Below are 21,693 nucleotides of genomic sequence, written 5' to 3'. Positions count from 1 at the left end.
CCCAACGGTTGGCGGGTTTGCAGGTCGGTTTAATGCTCATGCGTGGCGGGTGACGTGTCCTGAGTTGCTCGATGACGAAGCTGGTGATCTAGGCAGTGACAGTCTGCACTGTATTTTTTCTTGCTGGTTTTTCCGATCCCCGGGTTAAAACTATTGGTTGGGTCGAGCTGATGGTAGAAATGGGCTAAATCGGGCTCGGCGGCATAGAGATGTCCCACGTTATGCTCGGCAGGGTATTTCGCGCCGCGTTCGTTGAGCTGGGCAAGCATTTTCGCCTTAATTGCATGTACATCGGCACCTTTTTTCACAATGTAGTCTTGGTGAAAGACATGACAGAAAAAGTGTCCGTAATAGAGCTTGGTGACCAACTGTGACTCAATGGTATCAGGCAGTTGCTCGACCCAATGTTTTTCATTGCGCTTCAATGCAATATCAAGCGCGAGAATATCTTCCACATCATTGCTGTGCATGGTGTGATAGCGAATCGCTGCGCCGGCAGCAGCAAAGCGGTGAAGCATGGCTTTTTTGGCTTCCTCTTCGGTACAGACAAAAAAGTCGCTGTCATCATGGTCGGCAAAAAATTGCGTCAAGAACTGCGAGCTTTCCTCAATACCTTCGTCTGATGCTTTAAAAATCAAATGATGCTCAAAGCGGTCACGGAACGCGAGCATACGAGAAGGCAAATGCTGCGGAAAAAGCTGGCTAACGTACTGCATGACTTTATCCGGCAGTGAATTGGGCAGCAAGGGCACTTTATCCAGCCACGCGGTAATTTGGGCTTTTAAGGCAAACATTTTAGGAATACTGTCCGTCCCTAGTCGGCCAATGGCTAAAAACACGTCTTTGCCATATCGTTCAGCAATATTAAAGGCCTCGCGATGCATGTATTCTGCCACTTCGGGAAGATGTGACAGCTCGCTGAGCACACGGCGACGTAACTGGTACAAAACATCAGGATTGTTGGTGCCGATATAGAACACCTTTTCACGCTCTGGAATGGGATAGGTATCTAGCCTGACCGCAAACACTGCCAGTTTTCCTGCACAGCCACTCACTTCATGAAGACGGTGTTTATCGGCGTTATACCGTGCAGGGCTATCTGCGTCGACATCACGGAGGATTTGCTCGTAATCATGCGCGGAGGCTTTGCGCGTATCCGTGGTAATGTCTTCAGGACGATAATCGCCGCGTTCGACACGGGCGAGAATGGTTTCCGGATCGTCGCCAAGCGCAATCCCTAAATGATTGACCAAGACTAGCTCACCGGCTTCGTTTAACTGCGCAAAGAGCGAATATTCTGTATAGGCAGGGCCACGTTTAACCAACGCGCCACCAGAATTATTGGCCACACCACCGACAATCGATGCGCCAATACACGACGAGCCAATCACAGAGTGCGGGGCTAGGTTAAGAGGCCGTAAGGTTTGCTCTAAGTGATGAAGTGTGGTCCCCGGAAAGCTGATCACTTGCTTGCCCTGATCAAGCAGCTGTAAGCCGTCTAATCGTGTGGTATTGATTATCACCACATCGCGGTCATAGTCATCGCCCTTCGGCGTCGATCCTTCGGTTAAGCCCGTATTCGCGGCTTGCATAATGATCACCACGTCGGCGTCAACACAGGCTTGCAAGACACGCCATTGCATTACTAATGAAGTTGGGAAAATGACCGCCAGCGCACTGCCTCCTCCTGAGCGAAACCCAGTGCGATAGTGCTGGGTATGACTTGCATCCGTCAGTAGGTTCTTGTGACCGACAATATCCGTCAGCGTTTGTATAAATGCTTGTTGTTGTGATGAGGACAAACGTGATGGGGTGTTCATAAGCGTTCCTTTCCTTCCATATATTCAAAAAGGCTGAGGGTCAGCCTGGCTGGCCCGCTTGAGTTAGGTCAATCAGGCCGAGTTCTGCGCTCGGCCTATCATCGTCAGATTACGCCGCCATCAGGATGTCAGCAACTTGAATCACATGTATCGCGATGATGCCAATTACCCCAGCGGCAATCAGGTAGTAAATCGTAGGTAACACAGTTTTACGTAAGGTCGCGCCTTCGCGCCCCAATAAGCCCACAGTGGCGGAGGCGGCAACGACGTTGTGAATGGCAATCATATTACCTGCTGCCGCACCTACGGCCTGAAGTGCCAGCACGGTGACGGTTGATGCGCCCAGTGTTTGTGCGACTTCAAATTGAAACTGACTAAACATCATATTCGAGACGGTATTTGAGCCGGCGATAAAGGCCCCTAATGCACCAATGGTGGCGCTAAGAGCAGGGAAACCACCACCCACCAGTTGCGCAGCAAACCGCGCTGTCATCACTGGCATACTGACCAAATCGGCGGCATTCACACCTGAGTTAATAAATATACGCACCATAGGAATGGTAAACACCAACACAAAGCCTGCACCGATGAGTGTTTTACTGGACTCGTTCGCTGCTTTGAATAGAGGCTGGAGGCGTTTACTGTGAAGTAAGGTGGCAACTAAGGCGACGAATGCGAGGATCCCACCAGGAAGATACAAAGGTTGAATTGCCGCGTTAATGCCAGTTTCTCCCAATAGCGCGTTAAAACTTAAGCTCACATCTGTTAGTGGTGATTTTACCGTTGGACTGACGCGGCTGATCACCAAACACAGTGCCAAGAGTAAATAAGGCGCCCAAGCCATGGCCATGTTCATGGGCTTTTCCTGAACCTTAAGATCCATTTTAAGCGAGCCTAACCATTGACTTGGCCACGTAGAGGCATCATCAAAGTCCCAGTGCTTTTTGGGAACAAGAAAGTTTTTCCGTGCCGCAGTGGTGACTAGGACAATACCCACTAATCCACCAAGTAGAGAGGGGAATTCAGGACCGAGTAACCACCCGGTCAAGGCATAAGGAATGGTAAAGGCTAACCCCGCAAAAATGGCGAATGGCGCCACGGCCAATCCTTCGCGCCAGCTTTTGTTTTTGCCGAAAAAGCGGGTCAACATCATGGCCATCAATAGTGGCATTAGGGTGCCAATGATGGCATGGATGAGTGCGACTTGTGTGGTGATAGCTTGTAAATAGCTGGCCCAGTCACTGCCGTTAGCCAGTAATCTTTGCCCAATAGTGTGGCTATCAAGCCCTTTATTGACGCCGACAATGATAGGGGTTCCCACTGCTCCGAAAGAGACAGGCGTGGATTGGATCATCATACCAATCACAACGGCGGCCAGCGCAGGAAAGCCGATCGCAACCAACAAAGGGGCAGCGATTGCCGCGGGGGTCCCAAATCCTGACGCACCTTCAATGAAAGAGCCAAAACACCAAGCGATAATAATGGCTTGAATACGCCTGTCATCCGAAATGTTGGTAAAACCATTGCGAATCACGGTAATCGCACCGGTATGTTTCAATGTATTGAGCAGCAAAATCGCGCCAAAGACGATCCAGAGTACAGCGGCAGTAATGATTAGTCCTTGTAAAATCGAGGCTGAGACGCGAGTAAGGCTCATTTGCCACTGGAATAGTGCGATTAACACTGTCATGATAAATGCCACTGGCATCGCCTTTTTGGCGGGCCAATTTAATCCCACCAGCAAAATGGCAGCAACCACGATGGGGGAAAACGCAACAAGGGCGTAGAGAGTATCAGTCATAGTCTGTCCTTTTAGACGTCTCTTCCGTTAGTTCACGTAAAAGCAAGGCACGCCATCGTATTTTTATGCTGTCGCATCTGTTGTTTTTTTGCTGACATCGTGATGACGTGATGTTAATTGGATGTGACATTACTCGTTTACATTTTCTTGATATATGGAAATAATGAAAATGATTACTTCCATAATTGACATAATATGCCGAAAACAGACGATCTCGTACTTTTTGCTCAAGTCGCTGAATATGGTTCCTTCAGCAAAGTTGCCGAAATAAATTCCCTTACAAATTCAGTCGTTAGTAAACGGATTAAGAAGCTGGAGGAGAGTCTAGGCGTTCAGTTGTTGTATCGAACAACCCGAAAGCTGACACTGACGGATGCGGGGCGGACACTCTATCAAGGCGCAAAAACTGTGAAGCAAGCCGCTGATGAAGCCTTTGATGCAGTCTCGGGCTTTGGTGAGGCGATCAGTGGCCATATCAAAATCTCGGTACCAACGATTTCTGGTGAGTTACTGTTAGCGGAGGCAGTCGCGGAATTTTGTAGCCAATACCCGGGGCTTACCATTGATATGTCGTTAGAAAACCGCTTTGTTGATTTGATTGATGAAGGGTTTGATTTGGTGATCCGTACCGGTTATCTCGAAGACTCCAGTTTGATTGCCCGGCATATTCTCGACTCTCAATGGGTGGTTTGTGCCGCACCGGGCTACATTACACGTCATGGTCGTCCGCAGCAACCTCATGATCTGAAAGCCCATAACTGTTTGCAATATGCCTATCAAACCACAGGGGCAAGTGATTGGGAATTTAAAGGTGAGGGCAAAAACCAAATGATTAAAGTGTCGGGGAATATCTCGACGGATAACCCCATTGCATTGAGAAAAGGCGCGCTTGGAGGGCATGGTATTGCGTATGTCCCGCGTTGTTTGGTCTATCAGGATATTACACGAGGCGACTTAATTGATTTGTTTCCTGACCAGGTGGGCAAGCGATTGGGGATTTATGCCGTATATCCATTTACCCGTCAGCCGCCAAAGAAAATCCGCTTACTCATTGAGCATATTCGGCAAAAGTATTTAGATATACGGCATTGTTTCTAGCAAGGCGAGACATGGACGGATATTCAGTTTATTTGGCTGCAATGGCAACGTTCAGTGCCAATCAAACAGCGCCATGCTAGATGGCGATGGCGCTGTATTCTATGTTTAGTAAGGTTTAACTATTTCAGCATTTTCGCCATTTCACGGCCTTTACCGATCACATCATCAATAGCGGCGACCACAGTTTTAGGAAAACCTAGCATGTTGTATTCGAGCTGCTGATTAAGCCACTCGAGCTTGGAGTCGGTGGTAACAAAATCTTGCCATGATTCGTCGACCTTTCCTGCCAGTCTTAAAATACCGGCCAATGACGAGAATTGCTCTTTATGCACGGGTGTAAACTGATAACGAATCGCATCGCAAAGTCGATCAGGGAAGTTCCACTTACGTGCCAACTCACCGCCTAACTCTGCGCTGGTTACACCTAAAATGAGCTCCTGCGCTTCTTGCTTGGGTTTACCCGCTTCTATATGCAGGTTAATCCTATCAAGTTGCTCATAAGCGGTCGTCATAATCAGCAATTCGCCTAAGTTATGGAGCATCCCGGCAGTAAACGCCTCATTTGGATCCATTTTTAATGAGCCTGCGAGCGCTTTGCTGATAGTCGCTACTTCAAAGGTGTGCTGCCAAAATGCATCGATATCTAATTCACTATCGACATCAAAAGCACTCATCAACGCACTTGAGACAACGAGGGTCCGCACGGGGCCAAGTCCTAGTCGGATTACCGCCTCATTGACAGAACCGATATTTCTGGCTCGTCCAAAATAGGCCGAGTTCGATAACCGAAGTACTCGTGCTGAAATCACCTGATCGTAAGCAATTTTTTCCGCAATTTGACTGAGGTCGGCACTGTCACTGTTTACCAAATCAATCAATTCTTGCACGATTTTGGGGATTTTCGGTAGTTTATCGATACGCTCAACTAAGCTGCTGGATTGCATAATAACTTCCCTATAGAAACGCCCTCATCTAACTATAGATCAGGGCGAAAAGAGGGTGCGGATAAAATGCAAAAAAACTAAGCCGTACAGTATGCCTGCTTACGGGCATTAAAACGCTCAACCAAGTCTTGAATCGCCTCTTCACAATAAGGGCGTAATCCGCTGGCTACCATCGTTTTACACCCATGACCGACGCGCTTATCGCCGACCATAAAGTCAAACGAGAGATCGACTTTGCCCCGTTTACCGTTGACACTCATGGTCGAGCTTGAAAGGGCAACTTCTGCCGAGCTTATTTGTAAATCATCAAATGACAAACTCATACTCTCATACATCACTAGCGGACGATCCGTATTGATCATCATCTGCTGCTCACGCATTAACGGCACCATGATGTGGGGAAAGTTTTTACCTGAAAACTGCACATAGTGCTGCGCAATTTCGTTGGCAAGTGCAGGGTCGTGTCGCACAGCGCCGCGACGGGTCAGGGTAAGATAGAGCTTTTGGTTTTCATCGACCACAGTCACCTCATGGTCTGTTTCGACAATCTGCAATGGCGTGTTCGCACTGATCATGCCATTAAAATGAATCTGAATATGCTCACTGATCCCAATCTTTGCGAGCAAAATAGAGAGCAGAAGATCGCCGGGTACACAAAAGCGTGATGCCTCAGTATCGTGGATAGGATTAAAGTCACCGGCAACACGTTTAGCAAAGTCACTGGCTTGCTGGCGAGTAAAAAGCAGTTTTCCGTCCTGCTCACTATAATAACGTTCAAGTTGCATAATTGTTAACAAAAGCGATAAACAAGTGAGTATTGTAACCCAAGCGGACCGATTGATTGGTCTAGCCAGTCGTTGCATTAGCGGTTCGTGATCGCGGTCGAGCATTTTTTCCCAAGGAAACCATTTCGCGACCAAGGTCTAAAGCCACCATGCTTCAAAGGTTTCAATTTGGGTGTTATAAATGAAGGTGTTAGATAAAAACTCAAGGATGGGCTATGACATTTCCCTACCGACACATTGTTGTGCTTACCGGCGCGGGCATTTCTGCAGAGTCGGGTATTCGTACCTTTCGTGACCAAGATGGCCTGTGGGAAGAGCACCATATTGAAGATGTCGCGACGCCAGAAGGCTTTGCGCGTAATCCGCGATTGGTTCAGCAGTTTTATAATGACCGCCGTCGCCAGCTTCAATCCGGTGTATTGCCCAATGCGGCACACGACGCGCTGGCCCGTTTAGAAAAAGAGAGTGATGCCACTGTGCTGGTGGTTACGCAGAATATTGATGATCTTCATGAACGCGCCGGCACACAGCACATCATTCACATGCATGGCGAACTCCTCAAAGCACGCTGTAGCCACTCGCAACAGACCATTGATTGGGTAGGGGATATTACTGAGACTGATCACTGTCATTGTTGTCAAATGCCAGCCCCTCTTCGTCCTCATGTGGTTTGGTTTGGTGAGATGCCGCTAGGGATGGGACAAATCCATGATGCACTTACCCAAGCTGATTTATTCGTTTCTGTTGGGACGTCTGGTGCAGTCTATCCCGCTGCAGGTTTTGTGCATGAAGCGGCGATGCATGGCGCTCACACCATTGAAATCAACTTAGAACCCAGTGCGGTTGAAAGTGAGTTTAATGAACGCCGTTATGGCAAAGCCAGCACATTGGTCCCGGCGCTGGTGGATGAAATTCTCGCCCTTGAACAGTAAAAAGGGGCCCTCAGGCCCCAGCGTCTTGTCATTACATCCCCGCCTTTAAGCGCTGGAAATAATCTTCGTACAAGCGGTTGGCATCCCCGACCGCATTTTGCCATTCACCGGCCTGCATCACCGCTTTCGGTGGGTAAATATTAGGATCATTCTTAAAGGAAGCCGGTAACAGCGGATAAGCTGCTTTAACGGGTGTTGGATAGCCAATTTCGAGTGCGAGCTTCGCCGCGTTTTCTGGGCGCAGCAAGAAATCGATCATCTTGTGAGCGGCATTGACATGTTTAGCGTTGGCTGGAATGGCAAGGCTATCCATCCAAAAGATGGCGCCTTCTTCTGGCCAAACAATCTCAATGGGAGCGCCTTCCTGACGGGCCATATAGGCGGATCCATTCCAAAGCATTCCCAAGGTGACTTCGCCAGCAAGGTAGGGGTTAGCAGGGAAATCAGAGTTAAATACCAATACATTTGGCATGAGTTCACGCAGCGCCTCGTAGGCGGCTTTGATCTCATCCGGGTTGGTGGTATTGGCTGAATAGCCCAGCTTACGCAGTGCGATGTGGAAGAGCTCTCGCGCGTCATCCATCATCAGCAATTGACCCTGCCATTTGGGATCCCACAGATCGGCCCAGCGAGAGACAGCGCTGCTATCCATAAAGTCGGTGTTGACCCCAATGCCCGTTGCCCCCCAGATATACGGGATAGAGTATTGGTTATTCGGATCAAAGGGTTTGTTCAGGTTGTCTGGGTCAAGGCCATCAAAGTGGCTTAATTTGGTCTTATCCACTTTTTGTAGCATGCCTTCCTGACGCATTTTGGAGACGTAATAGGTTGAGGGAACAACCAAATCATAGCCTTCAGGATGCGTCTTTAATTTCGCATACATGGTCTCATTGGACTCATAGGTGGAATACATGACTTCAATACCGGTTTCTTCGGTAAATTCTTCAAGCACGGACGCTGGAATGTATTCGGACCAGTTGTAAAAGTAGAGAACATCATCTTCAGCGGATGCCGTTGATGGGACCAGTGACGCACCCAGCAGCGCCAACGCAGAGAGTGAAAACCATTTGGTCATGGTGAAAACTCCTAGACATTACAGACAACAGTAAGCGGGCTGCCAGCGGGGCAGCAGCCCGAGGAAAGGTTTATTTTAGTCGATCTTTAGCCAGCCATTGTGAGCACATGACTAAGACGAGCGATACCATTAGCATGATGGTCGCTAAGGCATTGACTTCGGGTGAGACACCGACTTTAACCATTGAGTAGATTTTCAAGGGTAAAATTTCATAACTTGGGCCCGTTACGAAAGAGCTGACAATCACATCATCCAAAGAGAGTGTGAAACTCAGTAACCAGCCCGCGCCCACCGCAGGCGCTGCAAGGGGCAGAATGATTTTGGTCAGAATGACCCACTCACTGGCGCCTAAATCACGAGCCGCCTCAAGCATCTTGACATCAAAGCCATTTAAGCGGCTGTACACGGTGACCACCACGAATGGCAAACAAAAGGTGATGTGCGAGAGCAGCAAAGTAAGAAAGCCCAATTGTGCGCCCATCAAGACAAATAATGCTAACAATGAAATGGCCATCACGATATCAGGTGACATCATCACCACGAACAGCATACCATTGACGAATTGCTTGCCACGAAAGCGATAGCGGAACAGCGCAACCGCCGTAAGGCTACCGATGATGGCAGCTGCAGAGGCAGAGAAAATCGCAATGGTGAGCGAGTTACCTGCCGCCTGAACCAAGCTGTCATTGTTGATGAGCTGCTCATACCATTTCCAAGTAAAGCCTTTCCAGTTCATCCCAAACTTGCTGGCATTAAAGGAATTCACAATCAATATAATGATTGGGATATATAAAAAGGCATAAACTAAGGATAAGAATCCACTGCGTAAGATACGGCTCATGCGAGTGTCTCCTTACGATTCATCCACTTTCCAACCCGCCAATAGGCGAACAACATCAGACCCATGAGAACGGTCAGAGAAATACTGGCTGCGGAACCAAACGGCCAATCTCGTACATTGAGGATTTGGCTCTTAATTACATTACCAATCAGTAGATTCTTCGCTCCACCCAATAAATCAGAGACATAGAACATGCCTAAGGCGGGCAGTAACACTAACAAACTGCCGGCAATAATTCCCGGTGTGGTTAGGGGAAGGATCACGCGAATAAAACGTTGAACCGTATTCGCTCCAAGATCGCGTGCCGCTTCAAGGTACGCGTTATCCAGCTTTTCAATACTGGAGTACAAGGGCAAAATCATAAACGGCAGCAAAATGTAGACAAGACCAATCATGACCGCGTATTCGGTATACATAATACGAATGGGGCGCTCAATCAGGCCGAGCCACATCAGGCTTTCGTTCAATAAGCCGCGTGTGCCAAGGAAAATTTTAAGGCCGTAGGTACGGATCAGTGAATTTGTCCAGAAGGGCACAATGACCAAAAAGAGCATTAACGGGCGCATGCGTTTTGGCATTCTGGCGATGATAAACGCAAACGGATAACCGATTAACAGGCAAATCAAGGTCGCGATGGCAGCCATATAGAACGAATGCCACACCACCTTGGCGTAGAGAGGATCCAGTAACTTGGCATAGTTACTGAGTGTAAACGTCATCTCAATCAAGTTGGCATCGTCACGGGTCAAGAAACTGGTGATGATGATCATCAGGTTGGGCATGAAGACAAAAACCAATAACCAACCGACAACCAAGCCAATGATGGCGGTTTGCAGGTTAAGCTTTTTCATCGGCCAATACCACCTCCCAGCTTTCAACCCAAGTGATTGCTACTTTTTGGTCGAGTGAGTGGTCAACATCCGGGTCATCTTCGTTAAAGAATTCGCTGACCATTACGGTTTGCCCTGATGGCATCTCGAGCACAGAGTCTAGGGTCATGCCTTTATAGTTACGTTCACGCACGTAGCCAATTAGGCCATTGGGGTTAGCATCATTACTGATTTCTTCAATGCGAATATCTTCTGGGCGCAGCAAGACTTTGACTTGATCGCCGGCACGCACATCCAGTTTGCAGTAGACCTCACATTCACGCGACTCAATACGCGCCCAAATGCGTTGCTCATCCATCCGTTTGATTACGGTAGCATCGAACACATTGATCTCACCGATAAAGCGCGCCACAAAGAGATTCTTCGGCTCTTCGTAAATCTCTCGAGGACTACCGTCTTGCTCGATTTCACCATCACGCATCACCAAAATCCGGTCGGACATCGACAGTGCTTCTTCTTGGTCATGCGTGACAAAGATAAAGGTGATCCCCAGTTTACGTTGTAGCTGTTTGAGCTCCATTTGCATGCGCTTACGCAGCTTGTAATCCAGCGCGGATAAAGACTCATCCAACAACAACACTTTCGGTTTATTGACAACAGCACGAGCAATCGCAACACGTTGTTGCTGGCCACCTGATAGTTGATGTGGCTTACGCGACGCATAATGGTCAAGCTGTACCATACGCAGCGCTTCCATCACCCGAGGCTCGATCGTCGTACGATCCACACCTTGCATCCGCAGTCCGAACGCAACGTTTTCGAATACGCTCATGTGCGGGAAAAGGGCGTAGCTTTGGAATACCGTATTTACGTGGCGCTGTTCGGCGGGGATATCCGTGACATCCTTGCCATCAATAATGACATGGCCGCTGTCCGCATCTTCAAGGCCAGCGATAAGACGTAATACAGTTGTTTTCCCGCAGCCAGAAGGGCCGAGGATAGTCAGAAATTCACCATCGTTAACGGTGAGATTGAAACGGGAAATGATTTCTTTGCCGTCAAAGCTTTTGGTCAGAGATTTAAGCTCAACAACCGGTTTGTGAGATACATGCGCGTGGTTCAATGGTTCGTTCTCTCCCTACCTGGCAAATTGTTGTTCGCGGATTTACCCATAAAATAGACGGCGCATGATAGACGTGCATCCTGCTAAGTTAAAGCAATTTTTTACACATTTTCGCTGTGCTCAAATCCGCCGCTATTATCGGTAAATCATGATACATCCTTGATGTTAACGTTGGGTAAAAATAGCACGGATTCCTTGTTTTCAGGTGAGATTGGTTTTTGGCTATTGGTAACAGTCAGATATACTGTCAACAACAGTCATGACAAATAACGATTATGAGTCAACAAGATTTCAACAATGCGCTACATATTGGTGGGTCGATAGAGACCGCACTCAACGGTCGATATCGCCTCGAGCCATTTGAGATTATTAAAGAAGCGTTCTCGCTGACATTTAAACACTTCTGGTCCTTTCTGCCCGCGGCTTTATGCTTATTTGCCGTTCAAGTTGGTATTCTAGTGTTGATGCTGACGTTACTTCTGGGCGATCCGTCTCATTTATTCGAGGGGTTAGTCGGGCAGCGCGAAATGACCACTGATATGGTGTCATCCGTGTGGTTATCTAATTTTACCTCTGAGGTGCTTATTGCCCCCTTGTATGCAGGTGCAAGCTTGATGGGGTTGGCGCATGCAATTGGGTTTAGATCCAAACCTCGCCATTTAATTAAGGGGTTGGCGTTTGCACTGCCTGTCACCGTCGTGATTTGTTTGTCTGCGACGTTACAAAGCGTTGCCAGTATGATTTTTCCATTATTGAGCTTATATGTCGCGATGGCCTTTTCAATGGCACCGCTACTGATTTGTGAAAAACGTTTGACGCCGTTAAAGGCGATGGCGGTTTCTTTCCGAGCCGTCAACAAGAAAGTGCTCGCCCTTGCTACGATTTATGCGGTGGTCGGTGTGCTATTTCTCATTTCTTTTGTTACCGCTGGCTTTGCWTTGGTTTGGGCATTACCCTTTCTGTTCAATGTTAAGGGTGTGATTTACCGAGAAATGTTTGGTGTCGGCGTTGAGGTGACGGTGTCACAAAATAACGATAACAATGCCACCCCTGAAACATCCCATTCGTCAGGCAACGATACTTTTGATGCCTGATTGGCGTTTAGCCCGTACACGGAGTGTCCATGAAAAAATTAACCAGTGCATTGGTACTGGCAGCTTGTATGAGCTTGCCTGCCCATGCCGATACCATGAGATTTAGCTACAGCAAATTGTTCACTCAGCTCAAGCATAATGTTGAAGAAGGGCACCCAGATATTGGTGTCGCGTATTTTATGGTTTCGCCTGACACCGGCGAGGTGTGCCCAATATCTCGAGCGTGGATGCGCAAAAAGGAGCATTACGAAGCCTTTGATATCCCGCCATCGCAAGCCTTGCCGCTGCCACTGGATAACCAGTTACGCAAAGTGAACCCAGATGTATTTGTGGAAACACCAGCGGGCATGACCTGCGACATCTCTTTTCAAGTTCTAGTGAACACGCCGGTTGATCAGCAACTGACGGGTGAACAAATTCAAGACTGGTTGCCGCAAATGGATGCGATGATGAAAAATCTCGGCGGTATGTTTGCGTCGTGGTTTATGCCGAAAACGCAGGGCGTCGTGGTGCATTTTGGCCCAGATGTTAGCGGTAATGTGGTATCAACAACTGGCCAATCGTACGTGATTGAGAATCGTAGAGTGACCATTGATGCCAGTGCGTTGCAACCGGAGTCACGCTTAACGCTTCCAGCCACGCCAATTAAAATATCACCATGGCTACCGAAAGCCCCTTCCTCGTGATACAAAAAAAGCGCTCTTAGAGCGCTTTTTTACGATAATGAACGGGTTAGCTATTGGTGGCTCACGTTCATCACATCTAACGTTAATGCCGGGTCTACCTCAACCACATCATCATTATCGGGGGTCGGGTTGGTAAAGGTTTCTTTATCGAAGGCAGTGTCTCCATCGCCTTCATAGGCCATACCTGCTGCCACTGATTTGAAATCAAACAAGTTAAAGTCAGCCATGTGCGAAGGCACCACATTTTGCATCGCACGGAACATGGTCTCAATACGTCCAGGAAAACGCTTATCCCAATCACGCAGCATATCCTTAATCACTTGGCGTTGCAGGTTAGGCTGCGAGCCACATAGGTTGCATGGAATAATTGGAAACGCTTTTTGCTCCGAGTAACGCTCAATGTCTTTTTCGCGACAATAGGCCAGAGGGCGGATCACCACATGTTCCCCGTTATCAGAGACAAGCTTGGGTGGCATGCCTTTCATTTTGCCGCCATAAAACATGTTTAAAAATAAGGTTTCAAGTATGTCGTCGCGATGGTGGCCCAAGGCAATTTTAGTGGCTCCCAACTCTTTAGCCGTACGATACAAAATACCGCGACGTAAGCGTGAGCAGAGTGAGCACGTTGTTTTTCCTTCCGGCACTTTATCTTTCACAATCGAGTAGGTGTCTTCTTCGACAATCTTATACTCGACGCCGAGACTCTCAAGATACTCTGGCAAGATATGCTCGGGAAATCCGGGCTGTTTTTGGTCTAAGTTGACCGCGATAAGCTCAAACGAAATGGGGGCGCTTTTTTGCAAGCTTTGTAGCATATCTAGCAGTGTGTAACTGTCTTTTCCGCCAGATAAGCACACCATGATGCAATCGCCATCTTCAATCATATTGAAGTCAGCAATGGCTTGGCCGGTATTACGGCGAATGCGCTTTTGCAGTTTATTAAACCCGTATTTTTGTGCTTTGGTCAGCTCTTGCGTGCTCATAAGTACTTTCGCGTGATGGGCAGCCCAACCACGTTGCGCTGCAGTGAATGCATGAATGGCGGGTATGATACGGATTTTGGCTATAAATGCCAGCAGCAGGCAGTGAATAGCACTGCCTGCTGGGGTTGAAGGGTTAATCGTTAGCGCGAGGATCAAGTGGACTGATGTAACCATCCGGCTTGATAGCGAGCAAGTCACAATCCAGTTGGTCAATCATATGTTCTGCCGTATTACCAATAAAGACCGCTGAGAGGCCGGTTCGCCCTGTTGTGCCAAGGATCACTAGTTCTGCATCTAATTCACGTGCGATCTCGGGAATAACATCTTCAGGCAATCCCTCATGCACATGTGTGCGTGCCTCTTCAATGTGATGACGCTGTCGCAGTGCTTTCATGGCCGTGAGGTGATGGCCTCTGACCGCATCGGTGTATGAGGTGGGATCAAACTCTGGTAGCTCGATGGTAATGTTCACCGGTGTTGCAGGGTAGGCATTGGCTAGATGAAGCTCAGCACCAAGCATGGCGCTCATCACTTCACCTTCATCTACGAGTTTGTCATTCAATGCGGCGTGAGTTTCACTCTCAGAGGAAACATGCACGGACGCAATGATTTTGCCTTTGTCTGGCCATCCATGCTCTTTCACCAGCAATACAGAACTTGGGCATTTGCGTAATAGATGCCAGTCCGTTGGGGTAAAAATCACGGAGCCCAAAGTATCATGTTTGTGCGTGGCCTTAACCACTAAGTCATGCTGATGGCTCAATACTCGCTCAACAATGGCTTCATAAGGGCGGTTATGCCAAACCACCTCTTTTTCAATATCGCAACCTTGAGCATTGTGTGACTGAATGATGTCATTCATCCATTCTTCACGTTGGTGCATCACGCCATTTCGCATTGCTTGACGCTCATCGGATGAGAGCATCGAGGTCATTTCATAAGAGAAATCATAAATAGCAAGAAATAGGGTCAGTTTTACATCCGCATCGCAGCGCTCACTCAACGTGACTGCGCGAGACAGTGCGGGCTGTTGGTCTTGAGCGGGGTCGATCACAACCAGAAGATTTGTATACCTGGACATATCTGCCTCCTTAGCACAGATGCACCGTGTAGTTTCAATGTAACGCACAACATCTAAGAGAGCGATATAAAATCAAGATAGGGGAGCAAAAAAGAGAAATGGCGCATAAAGCGCCATTTATTAGGATCTTGTTTACATGTTGAAAGGGCAGTTTAGAGCTCTTCTCCTGCTAAACGCGCCAATTCTTCTAGATTGAGAATCGTGATGTATTTTCCTTTTACGGCAAGAATTTCCGATTTTTGGAAGCGACCTAGCAACCGGCTAATTGTTTCAACGGTAAGGCCGAGATAGTTGCCGATATCACCGCGGGTCATCGTCAGTCGGAACTCACGAGGCGAAAATCCACGCTGAGCAAATCGCTTAGAAAGGCTATAAAGGAAGGCTGCAAGACGCTCCTCTGCGGTTTTCTTCGACAGGAGCAAGATCATATCTTGGTCTCCTTTGATCTCATTACTCATTAACCGCATGATTTGTTGTCTTAATTTTGGCATCTTGCCAGACAAATCATCTAGAATTTCATAAGGAATTTCACAGATCATCGAGGTTTCAAGCGCCTGTGCAAAGCTTGGGTGCTCTCTCTCGTTAATCGCATCAAAGCCCACTAAATCGCCTGCTAGGTGGAAGGCTGTTATTTGTTCATCACCTTGCTCGGTGATGGTATAGCTTTTGATGGTTCCTGAGCGAATTGCATACAGAGCTCGAAGATGATCACCCGCTTTGAATAACTCTTGGCCTTTCTGAATAGGTTTTTTTCGCTCAATGATGCTATCCAGTTGATCCAACTCTTGCTCATTCAACGTAAAGGGAATACATAACTGGCTAATACTGCAATCCTGGCAATGAATTGCACAGCCACCAGACTGTACCCGCCGAGTGATGATCTTATTAGACACCATACACCTGCCTGAAATAAAAAACGTCGCCGATAATATTACACCATTATGGCATGCTCGGTCGACCTTATACTGATGGTCTACTTACAAAAGCAGTTTTAGCGCGCCATAGGCTGTATAGACGCCATACAATGCCATTAGTATGGCACATGTCAAACGTATTAGACGATTATTGAGTATGGGTTTGATCCGCTCCGCAAGTGCACCCACAGTAATCATCGCAGGCAAAGTACCGAGACCAAAGCCAAACATAATCAGGGCGCCTCCTGATGCGCTACCTGCAACCGCTGACCAACTGAGGGCAGAGTAGACAAGTCCACAGGGCAACCAGCCCCACAGTAAACCAAATGGAAGTGCATAGGTTGGTGATTTAAGCGGTAATAGCTTAGAGGATAGCGGAGAAACACGCTGCCACAGCTTGCCGCCGACCCGCTCGATATAACTTAAGCCATTCCAGATGTGTGCCAAATAAGCCGCAAGCAACAGCATCATGACAGCAGCAAAAAGGCGTAGGACCGCTAGCTGATGGGTGAGATCACTCATGGCTAGAATAGAGGCAACCGCACCACCAATCAGTGCACCTGCAATTGTGTAAGAGGTAATGCGTCCAAGGTTATACAAGAGTAGATAAGGCCATTTGGCTTGATACTTTGGGATACCCAGTGACATTGCCGCCGCCACACCACCACACATCCCAATACAATGTCCGGCACCGACCAAACCAATGACGAAGGCGCCAATAAAATCAACGTTAGTCATACAAGGGCTCGCTTAGGAGTGTCTAGATGAGTGCTGGTTATCTGATTTGTTTTCGTTGTGCTGCATATTTTGCTCTGGCTCTTCCTCATCAAATAGAATTGATGAGCCTTGGCGCTCTAAATCTTCAAATTGATCGGACTTCACCGCCCAAATAAACACCACAGCAGCCACACAGACCAGCATGATGGCAATCGGGATCAAAATATAAAGGCTGGCCATAAGGTTTCCTTATTTTCGGTTGAGCAGACGGAGTGAATTTGAAACCACAATAATGGAACTAGCAGACATGCCGACCACAGCAACATAAGGCGCGACAAACCCCATAACCGCTAAGGGAAGAATAGTGACATTGTACCCCAGAGCCCATGCAAGGTTTTCGGCAATGATACGGCGCGTACGACGCGCGAGTTGTCTCGCCGTGAGCAGTTTTTCTAGATCATCGCTCAGTAACACCATATCGGCAGAGGCTTTGGCGATATCAGTACCACCTCCCATTGCCACCGACAGGTGCGCGCCTGCGAGTACAGGGGCATCATTAACACCATCGCCGACCATTAATGTAATCGTATCGCTTGAAAGCCCCTGAAGATACGCCAGTTTTCCTTGTGGCGATACACCTGATATCACAGTTTCAATGCCAAGCTGGTTTGCGACCATGTCGGCATTGGCTGATTGATCCCCCGTGAGCATGGTGGTTTGAATGCCTGCGCTTTTGAACGCAGCAATTAAGGATGCGCTGCTTTCACGAATTGGATCATTAAGCGAGAAGGCCGCAATCGGAGTATCATCACACGAGAGCACGACAGGGTAATGACTAAACGCCGTCTCCGTTGTCGTCAGCGCAAAATCCGGCTTGCCGATCCGCCACTGTTGGCCGTTTATTGTGCCACTGATCCCCAGCCCAATGTGGTTATCGGCGTCAACGACTTCATAATACTCTGAGGCTCTCAACTGAAAAGCGTGGGCAATCGGGTGGTTGGCAAACGTTTCTAAGCTGGCAGCAATGTCTAGCACACCTTGCTCATCATAGTCAGGGTTGAGAATCGCGATATCGCTGATCTCAATTTTACCTTCAGTCAGGGTACCAGTTTTGTCCACGACCAACCGATTAACTTTCGTTAACGTCTCCAATACATGGCTGCGGCGTAACATGATACCGAGTTGACCAAAGGTTGAGGTTGAGCAGGTTAATGCGGTCGGTGTTGCTAAAGACAGTGCGCAAGGGCAGGTCGCTACCAACACTGATAGCATGATCCAAAATGCATCGTCAGGGCGCTCAAAATGCCAATATAACCACGTTGAGGCGGAAATAAGTAAAATAGCGGCGACAAAGTAGCGGGCAATTTTATCCGCGAGTACAGCAACTTTTGGCTTCGCCATTTGCGCCTCGTCTTGAAGGCGAACAATGTTGGCGACTAATGACTCTTTATGATTCGCTGTCACCTCAAGATCAACGTTTCCTTCAACATTCATGGTCCCTGCGTAAACAACGTCCCCCTCGCGTTTCGTTTGCGGCAGTGACTCACCAGTGAGCATGGCTTCATCGACCGAAGTCGTGCCAGTCAATACCACGCCATCGGCGGGGAAAGGTTCTCCCGGTAGCACGCGTATTTTTTCTCCGAGCGAGAGGCTATTAGCAGGAACCGCTTCACCATCAAGGTAGCGTGCCATTTTCGGTACCAGCTTGAGCAAGTTTGCGCTCGCGGCCGCCGCTGTACGTCTTGCCCGCATTTCTAGAAAACGACCTAGTAGCAAGAAGAAAGTAAACATCGCGACAGATTCAAAGAAGACTTCCCCTTTGCCAGTGACGGTCGCGTACAAACTTGAAAAATAGGCAAAGAGCAGTGCGATAGAAACGGGCACATCCATACCCAAAGTGCGTGCTTTTAAGTTACGCCACGCATTAGTGTAAAACGGGAGCGCGGAGTAAAGCAGCACGGGAGTGGCAAAGATGAGGCTTACCCAACGGAAGTAATTTCGGAAGGTTTCATCCATATCACCAAAAACTTCAAAGTACATCGCAACCGCAAGCATCATGACTTGCATAGTCGCGAGGCCTGCAATCCCAAGGCGATAGAGGTATTGCTTCATATTGCGGTGGTATTGCTGTTCTTGCTTGTCAGCCTCAAACGGTGCGGCCTTATAACCGAGTCGATGAATATCAGTGAGAATGGTGCTGAGTGATGTTTCCGATTCGTCCCAACGAACCATGGCACGGTTAGTGGTGGTATTGACTTGGATATGTGTCACGCCTTTTGCACGCTGTAATTGTTTTTCAATCAGCCATGCACAAGCAGCACATGACACGCCATCGAGTGACAACGTCACCTCTTTTTGTTCGGCAAGGTCACGTACAAATTCGCGTTGAACGTCTTCATTGTCATACAGCGCCAGTGATTTGAGCTCTTCCGGTACGAGATCCGCTTTATCTGCTTGAGTTGTTCGATACTGATAATAAGAACTCAAACCACTGTCTACGATAGTGGTTGCCACTGCTTGGCAACCGGGACAGCACATTAGACGAGGTTGTTCAAAGATCACTACTTGATAGGTGTCGCCAGTCAAAACTGGCTCACCACAATGATAACAGGAGTTGGTCATGATTACTGCTTACCGCTTAGTGTCCAATCACTAGAAAGAGGGAAACTAACCCGTCCATTTACCTTCCAACTATCGTCAAACGACGAGATCTCAACAAACCACGGCCCCTCAAGTGGCTCTTGGAGATCAATCTGATAAACGCCGGCTTGGTTTGGGTTCACCATCGCATTGATATCTCTCCGCTCTAATGTACGGTGTTGGACGTGTACACGAAGAGTAGGAAACCTTTCAAGTTGGCCTTTATTCAATGCAATCCGCAACGTCTCCGGAGTAGCAGATAGGCTCGCAGAGACTCCCTTTTGCGCCGCCACGCGAAGTTTTGAAAGGTCGATATTTATCGCTTTCCCTTTCTTATAATAATCTTCAGCCACAAGCGACACAGAGTTCAATGAAAACACTGTCACTGTGAGCAAGCTAGCGACAACGACTGAAGAGGGTAGTGCGATAAGGAACCAAGGCCAGAACTGCTTGTACCAGGGCTTTATCATGGGTAACACCTTTGCTTGAGCGTTAAAAAAAGCCCCTGCTGAACAGGGGCTATGTTCACACGTAAGTGTTTATTTTACTTCAGGATTACTCAAACGCCAGACATAAGCAGAGAGCAACTGAATTTTTTCTTCACCGAGGATGTCTTTCCACGCAGGCATCACACCTTGACGACCATAACGAATAGTGTCTTCGACTGCACGGCGAGAACCGCCGTATAGCCAGACGTTATCGGTTAAGTCAGGTGCGCCAAAGGCAGGGTTACCTTTACCATCTGTGCCATGACATGCAGCACAGACAACAAAGCGCGTCTTACCTTTTGCGGCCATTTGCGCGTCAACCTTCCGACCAGAAAGACTCAAGGCATAGGCAGCGACTTCTTTCACGCCATCTTCACCCATGGTGTCTAACCATGCTGGCATATTACCTTGGCGACCATGCATCAAGGTTGCCTTGATGGTTTGAGGTTCACCGCCGTATAACCAAGCTTCGTCGGTCAGGTTAGGGAAGCCCGCTTGGCCACGCGCATCAGAACCGTGGCATTGTGCACAGTTTTGAATAAACAAACGCTGACCCACTTTCAGGGCTTCTTCATTGTCCGCGATTTGCGTGATAGAGCGAAGCGTTTTCCCGTCTTCTTGGAAAGCAAGCTTACGGAAAGCCTCACCAAACACTTTATCTGCGGCTTCTAGTTCCATCGCGTATTGGTTGATGTGCTGCGCTTCTTGCGCTTTCGCCATCAATTCACGCGACTCCTCGACGCTTCTTATATCCTGATAAGAACTTTTCCAGCCTAGAACGCCGGCGAAGTTACCCAGACCTGGATACAAGATTAAATAACCAATCCCGAAGACTAACGTGGCCCAAAACATATAAGACCACCACTTAGGAAGTGGGTTATTCAGCTCACGAATACCGTCGTAGTCGTGACCCATATCATCACCTTCGGCAACACCCATTTTATCTTTGGTCGTCCAAATGATAAGGGCTGCACAACCTGCAATGGTGCCGAGTACGATGATTGTTACAAAGAGACTCCAAAACGTACTCATTAGCGATTATCTCCTGTCTTGTCTTTGGACTTATCCTGGTCCTCATCGGCGAACACCAGATTGGCCGCATCATCAAAGTGCTTCTTGCGGCCTTTGCTGTAAGCCCAAATAACGATCCCAATGAAGCTAACAAATAGGACTACTGTCCAAATACTATGAAAGGTGCCGATATCCATAGGCCCTCCTTTTTTACTTCATTGCATGACCGAGTGACTGAAGATATGCAATCAGTGCTTCGATCTCTGTTTTACCTTCTACTGATGCCTTCGCATTCGCGATGTCCTCATCAGTGTATGGCACACCGAATTGGTCGCGGAACAGCTTCAATTTAGCAGCAGTGGTTTTCCCATCTAGCTTGTTTTCTGCCAGCCAAGGGAAACCTGGCATATTTGATTCAGGAACCACATCTCGGGGGTTAATCAGGTGGACACGATGCCATTCATCAGAATAGCGACCACCCACACGTGCAAGGTCAGGACCTGTACGTTTAGAACCCCATAAGAACGGGTGCTCCCAAACACTTTCACCAGCCACTGCATAATGGCCATAACGCTCGGTTTCTGCGCGGAAAGGGCGCACCATTTGACTATGACAAACAGTACAACCTTCACGCACATAAATGTCGCGTCCTTCCATCTCTAACGCTGTATACGGACGAAGGTTATCTACCGGTTCAGTGGTTTGCTTTTGATAGATCAGCGGAGTGATCTCTACCAGCGCACCAAAACTGATTGCAACGATAATCAAAATCGCAAGCAGACCGGTATTTTTTTCAACGATTTCGTGGCGATTGGCACTCATTTATTCGT

The 21,693-nt window shown here is 48.1% G+C and carries 22 protein-coding genes; 4 read left to right on the top strand and 18 right to left on the bottom strand.

Annotation, left to right across the window (positions count from 1 at the left end; all coding sequences use genetic code 11):
• Window positions 1-29 precede the first annotated feature (29 nt).
• Window positions 30-1,820 (bottom strand): D-lactate dehydrogenase, encoded by a 1,791-nt coding sequence (gene dld, locus BZJ19_RS05245; RefSeq protein ID WP_077674847.1) that lies wholly within the window; start codon window positions 1,818-1,820, stop codon window positions 30-32.
• A 109-nt stretch (window positions 1,821-1,929) separates the two neighbouring features.
• Window positions 1,930-3,621 (bottom strand): L-lactate permease, encoded by a 1,692-nt coding sequence (locus BZJ19_RS05240; protein WP_077674846.1) that lies wholly within the window; start codon window positions 3,619-3,621, stop codon window positions 1,930-1,932.
• Window positions 3,622-3,816: 195 nt separating this feature from the next.
• Between BZJ19_RS05240 and BZJ19_RS05235 the strand changes: the two genes are divergently transcribed.
• A complete protein-coding gene (locus BZJ19_RS05235; RefSeq protein WP_077674845.1) occupies window positions 3,817-4,719 on the top strand; it encodes a LysR family transcriptional regulator in 903 nt (300 codons plus the stop codon).
• A 119-nt stretch (window positions 4,720-4,838) separates the two neighbouring features.
• Here BZJ19_RS05235 and BZJ19_RS05230 read toward each other — a convergent pair whose 3' ends face one another.
• Both BZJ19_RS05230 and BZJ19_RS05225 read right to left on the bottom strand, forming a co-directional pair.
• Entirely contained in the window at window positions 4,839-5,663 is an 825-nt protein-coding gene (locus BZJ19_RS05230; RefSeq protein ID WP_077674844.1) for an HDOD domain-containing protein, read from the bottom strand.
• A gap of 77 nt (window positions 5,664-5,740) precedes the next feature.
• Window positions 5,741-6,448: a DUF3581 family protein gene (locus BZJ19_RS05225; protein WP_077674843.1), complete on the bottom strand. Its 708-nt coding sequence runs from the start codon at window positions 6,446-6,448 to the stop codon at window positions 5,741-5,743.
• A 215-nt stretch (window positions 6,449-6,663) separates the two neighbouring features.
• Between BZJ19_RS05225 and cobB the strand changes: the two genes are divergently transcribed.
• Window positions 6,664-7,380 (top strand): Sir2 family NAD+-dependent deacetylase, encoded by a 717-nt coding sequence (gene cobB, locus BZJ19_RS05220; protein WP_077674842.1) that lies wholly within the window; start codon window positions 6,664-6,666, stop codon window positions 7,378-7,380.
• Window positions 7,381-7,411: 31 nt separating this feature from the next.
• Here the strand turns inward: cobB and BZJ19_RS05215 are convergent, their stop codons facing one another.
• The 4 genes from BZJ19_RS05215 to potA form a co-directional block, all read right to left on the bottom strand.
• Entirely contained in the window at window positions 7,412-8,455 is a 1,044-nt protein-coding gene (locus BZJ19_RS05215; RefSeq protein ID WP_077674841.1) for an extracellular solute-binding protein, read from the bottom strand.
• Window positions 8,456-8,525: 70 nt separating this feature from the next.
• Window positions 8,526-9,296 (bottom strand): spermidine/putrescine ABC transporter permease PotC, encoded by a 771-nt coding sequence (gene potC / locus BZJ19_RS05210; RefSeq protein WP_069587677.1) that lies wholly within the window; start codon window positions 9,294-9,296, stop codon window positions 8,526-8,528.
• Window positions 9,293-10,147 (bottom strand): spermidine/putrescine ABC transporter permease PotB, encoded by an 855-nt coding sequence (gene potB / locus BZJ19_RS05205; RefSeq protein ID WP_077674840.1) that lies wholly within the window; start codon window positions 10,145-10,147, stop codon window positions 9,293-9,295. Before potB ends, potC begins: the two co-directional genes overlap by 4 nt.
• Window positions 10,134-11,249: a spermidine/putrescine ABC transporter ATP-binding protein PotA gene (potA, locus tag BZJ19_RS05200; RefSeq protein ID WP_077674839.1), complete on the bottom strand. Its 1,116-nt coding sequence runs from the start codon at window positions 11,247-11,249 to the stop codon at window positions 10,134-10,136. Before potA ends, potB begins: the two co-directional genes overlap by 14 nt.
• A gap of 275 nt (window positions 11,250-11,524) precedes the next feature.
• Here potA and BZJ19_RS05195 point away from each other — a divergent pair, with 275 nt between their 5' ends.
• Together BZJ19_RS05195 and BZJ19_RS05190 are read left to right on the top strand one after the other, a co-directional pair.
• A complete protein-coding gene (locus BZJ19_RS05195; protein ID WP_077674838.1) occupies window positions 11,525-12,343 on the top strand; it encodes a DUF2189 domain-containing protein in 819 nt (272 codons plus the stop codon).
• A gap of 29 nt (window positions 12,344-12,372) precedes the next feature.
• Entirely contained in the window at window positions 12,373-13,029 is a 657-nt protein-coding gene (locus BZJ19_RS05190; protein ID WP_077479824.1) for a DUF2987 domain-containing protein, read from the top strand.
• A gap of 50 nt (window positions 13,030-13,079) precedes the next feature.
• On the opposite strand, the gene ttcA is transcribed toward BZJ19_RS05190, so the two are convergent.
• The 10 genes from ttcA to ccoO form a co-directional block, all read right to left on the bottom strand.
• Window positions 13,080-14,012, bottom strand: a complete 933-nt coding sequence (gene ttcA / locus BZJ19_RS05185) for a tRNA 2-thiocytidine(32) synthetase TtcA (RefSeq protein ID WP_077674917.1) — start codon at window positions 14,010-14,012, stop codon at window positions 13,080-13,082.
• Window positions 14,013-14,145: 133 nt separating this feature from the next.
• Window positions 14,146-15,093, bottom strand: coding sequence for a universal stress protein UspE (gene uspE / locus BZJ19_RS05180; RefSeq protein ID WP_077674837.1), 948 nt, complete (start codon window positions 15,091-15,093; stop codon window positions 14,146-14,148).
• 152 nt (window positions 15,094-15,245) lie between these two features.
• On the bottom strand, window positions 15,246-15,989 hold the full coding sequence (locus BZJ19_RS05175; protein WP_077674836.1) for an FNR family transcription factor: 744 nt from the start codon (window positions 15,987-15,989) through the stop codon (window positions 15,246-15,248).
• Window positions 15,990-16,070: 81 nt separating this feature from the next.
• Window positions 16,071-16,745 carry a sulfite exporter TauE/SafE family protein gene (locus tag BZJ19_RS05170; RefSeq protein WP_077674835.1) on the bottom strand — a complete coding sequence of 225 codons (675 nt, stop codon included), beginning with the start codon at window positions 16,743-16,745 and terminating at the stop codon, window positions 16,071-16,073.
• 12 nt (window positions 16,746-16,757) lie between these two features.
• Complete coding sequence (ccoS, locus tag BZJ19_RS05165) at window positions 16,758-16,964, bottom strand: cbb3-type cytochrome oxidase assembly protein CcoS (protein ID WP_077674834.1); 207 nt, start codon at window positions 16,962-16,964, stop codon at window positions 16,758-16,760.
• Window positions 16,965-16,973: 9 nt separating this feature from the next.
• A complete protein-coding gene (locus BZJ19_RS05160; RefSeq protein ID WP_077674833.1) occupies window positions 16,974-19,346 on the bottom strand; it encodes a heavy metal translocating P-type ATPase in 2,373 nt (790 codons plus the stop codon).
• 2 nt (window positions 19,347-19,348) lie between these two features.
• Window positions 19,349-19,834 carry a FixH family protein gene (locus tag BZJ19_RS05155; protein WP_077674832.1) on the bottom strand — a complete coding sequence of 162 codons (486 nt, stop codon included), beginning with the start codon at window positions 19,832-19,834 and terminating at the stop codon, window positions 19,349-19,351.
• 69 nt (window positions 19,835-19,903) lie between these two features.
• Window positions 19,904-20,884: a cytochrome-c oxidase, cbb3-type subunit III gene (ccoP, locus tag BZJ19_RS05150; RefSeq protein WP_077674831.1), complete on the bottom strand. Its 981-nt coding sequence runs from the start codon at window positions 20,882-20,884 to the stop codon at window positions 19,904-19,906.
• Entirely contained in the window at window positions 20,884-21,060 is a 177-nt protein-coding gene (locus BZJ19_RS05145) for a CcoQ/FixQ family Cbb3-type cytochrome c oxidase assembly chaperone (RefSeq protein WP_069587700.1), read from the bottom strand. Before BZJ19_RS05145 ends, ccoP begins: the two co-directional genes overlap by 1 nt.
• Window positions 21,061-21,073: 13 nt before the next feature.
• The gene (ccoO, locus tag BZJ19_RS05140) at window positions 21,074-21,685 is read right to left on the bottom strand and encodes a cytochrome-c oxidase, cbb3-type subunit II (protein ID WP_069587701.1); all 612 of its coding nucleotides are present in this window, start codon (window positions 21,683-21,685) and stop codon (window positions 21,074-21,076) included.
• Window positions 21,686-21,693 lie beyond the last annotated feature (8 nt).

It is taken from the genome of Salinivibrio proteolyticus, from assembly GCF_001996165.1.
Classification (GTDB): Bacteria; Pseudomonadota; Gammaproteobacteria; order Enterobacterales; family Vibrionaceae; genus Salinivibrio; species Salinivibrio proteolyticus.
This window is presented reverse-complemented; position numbering and strand designations above follow the sequence as displayed.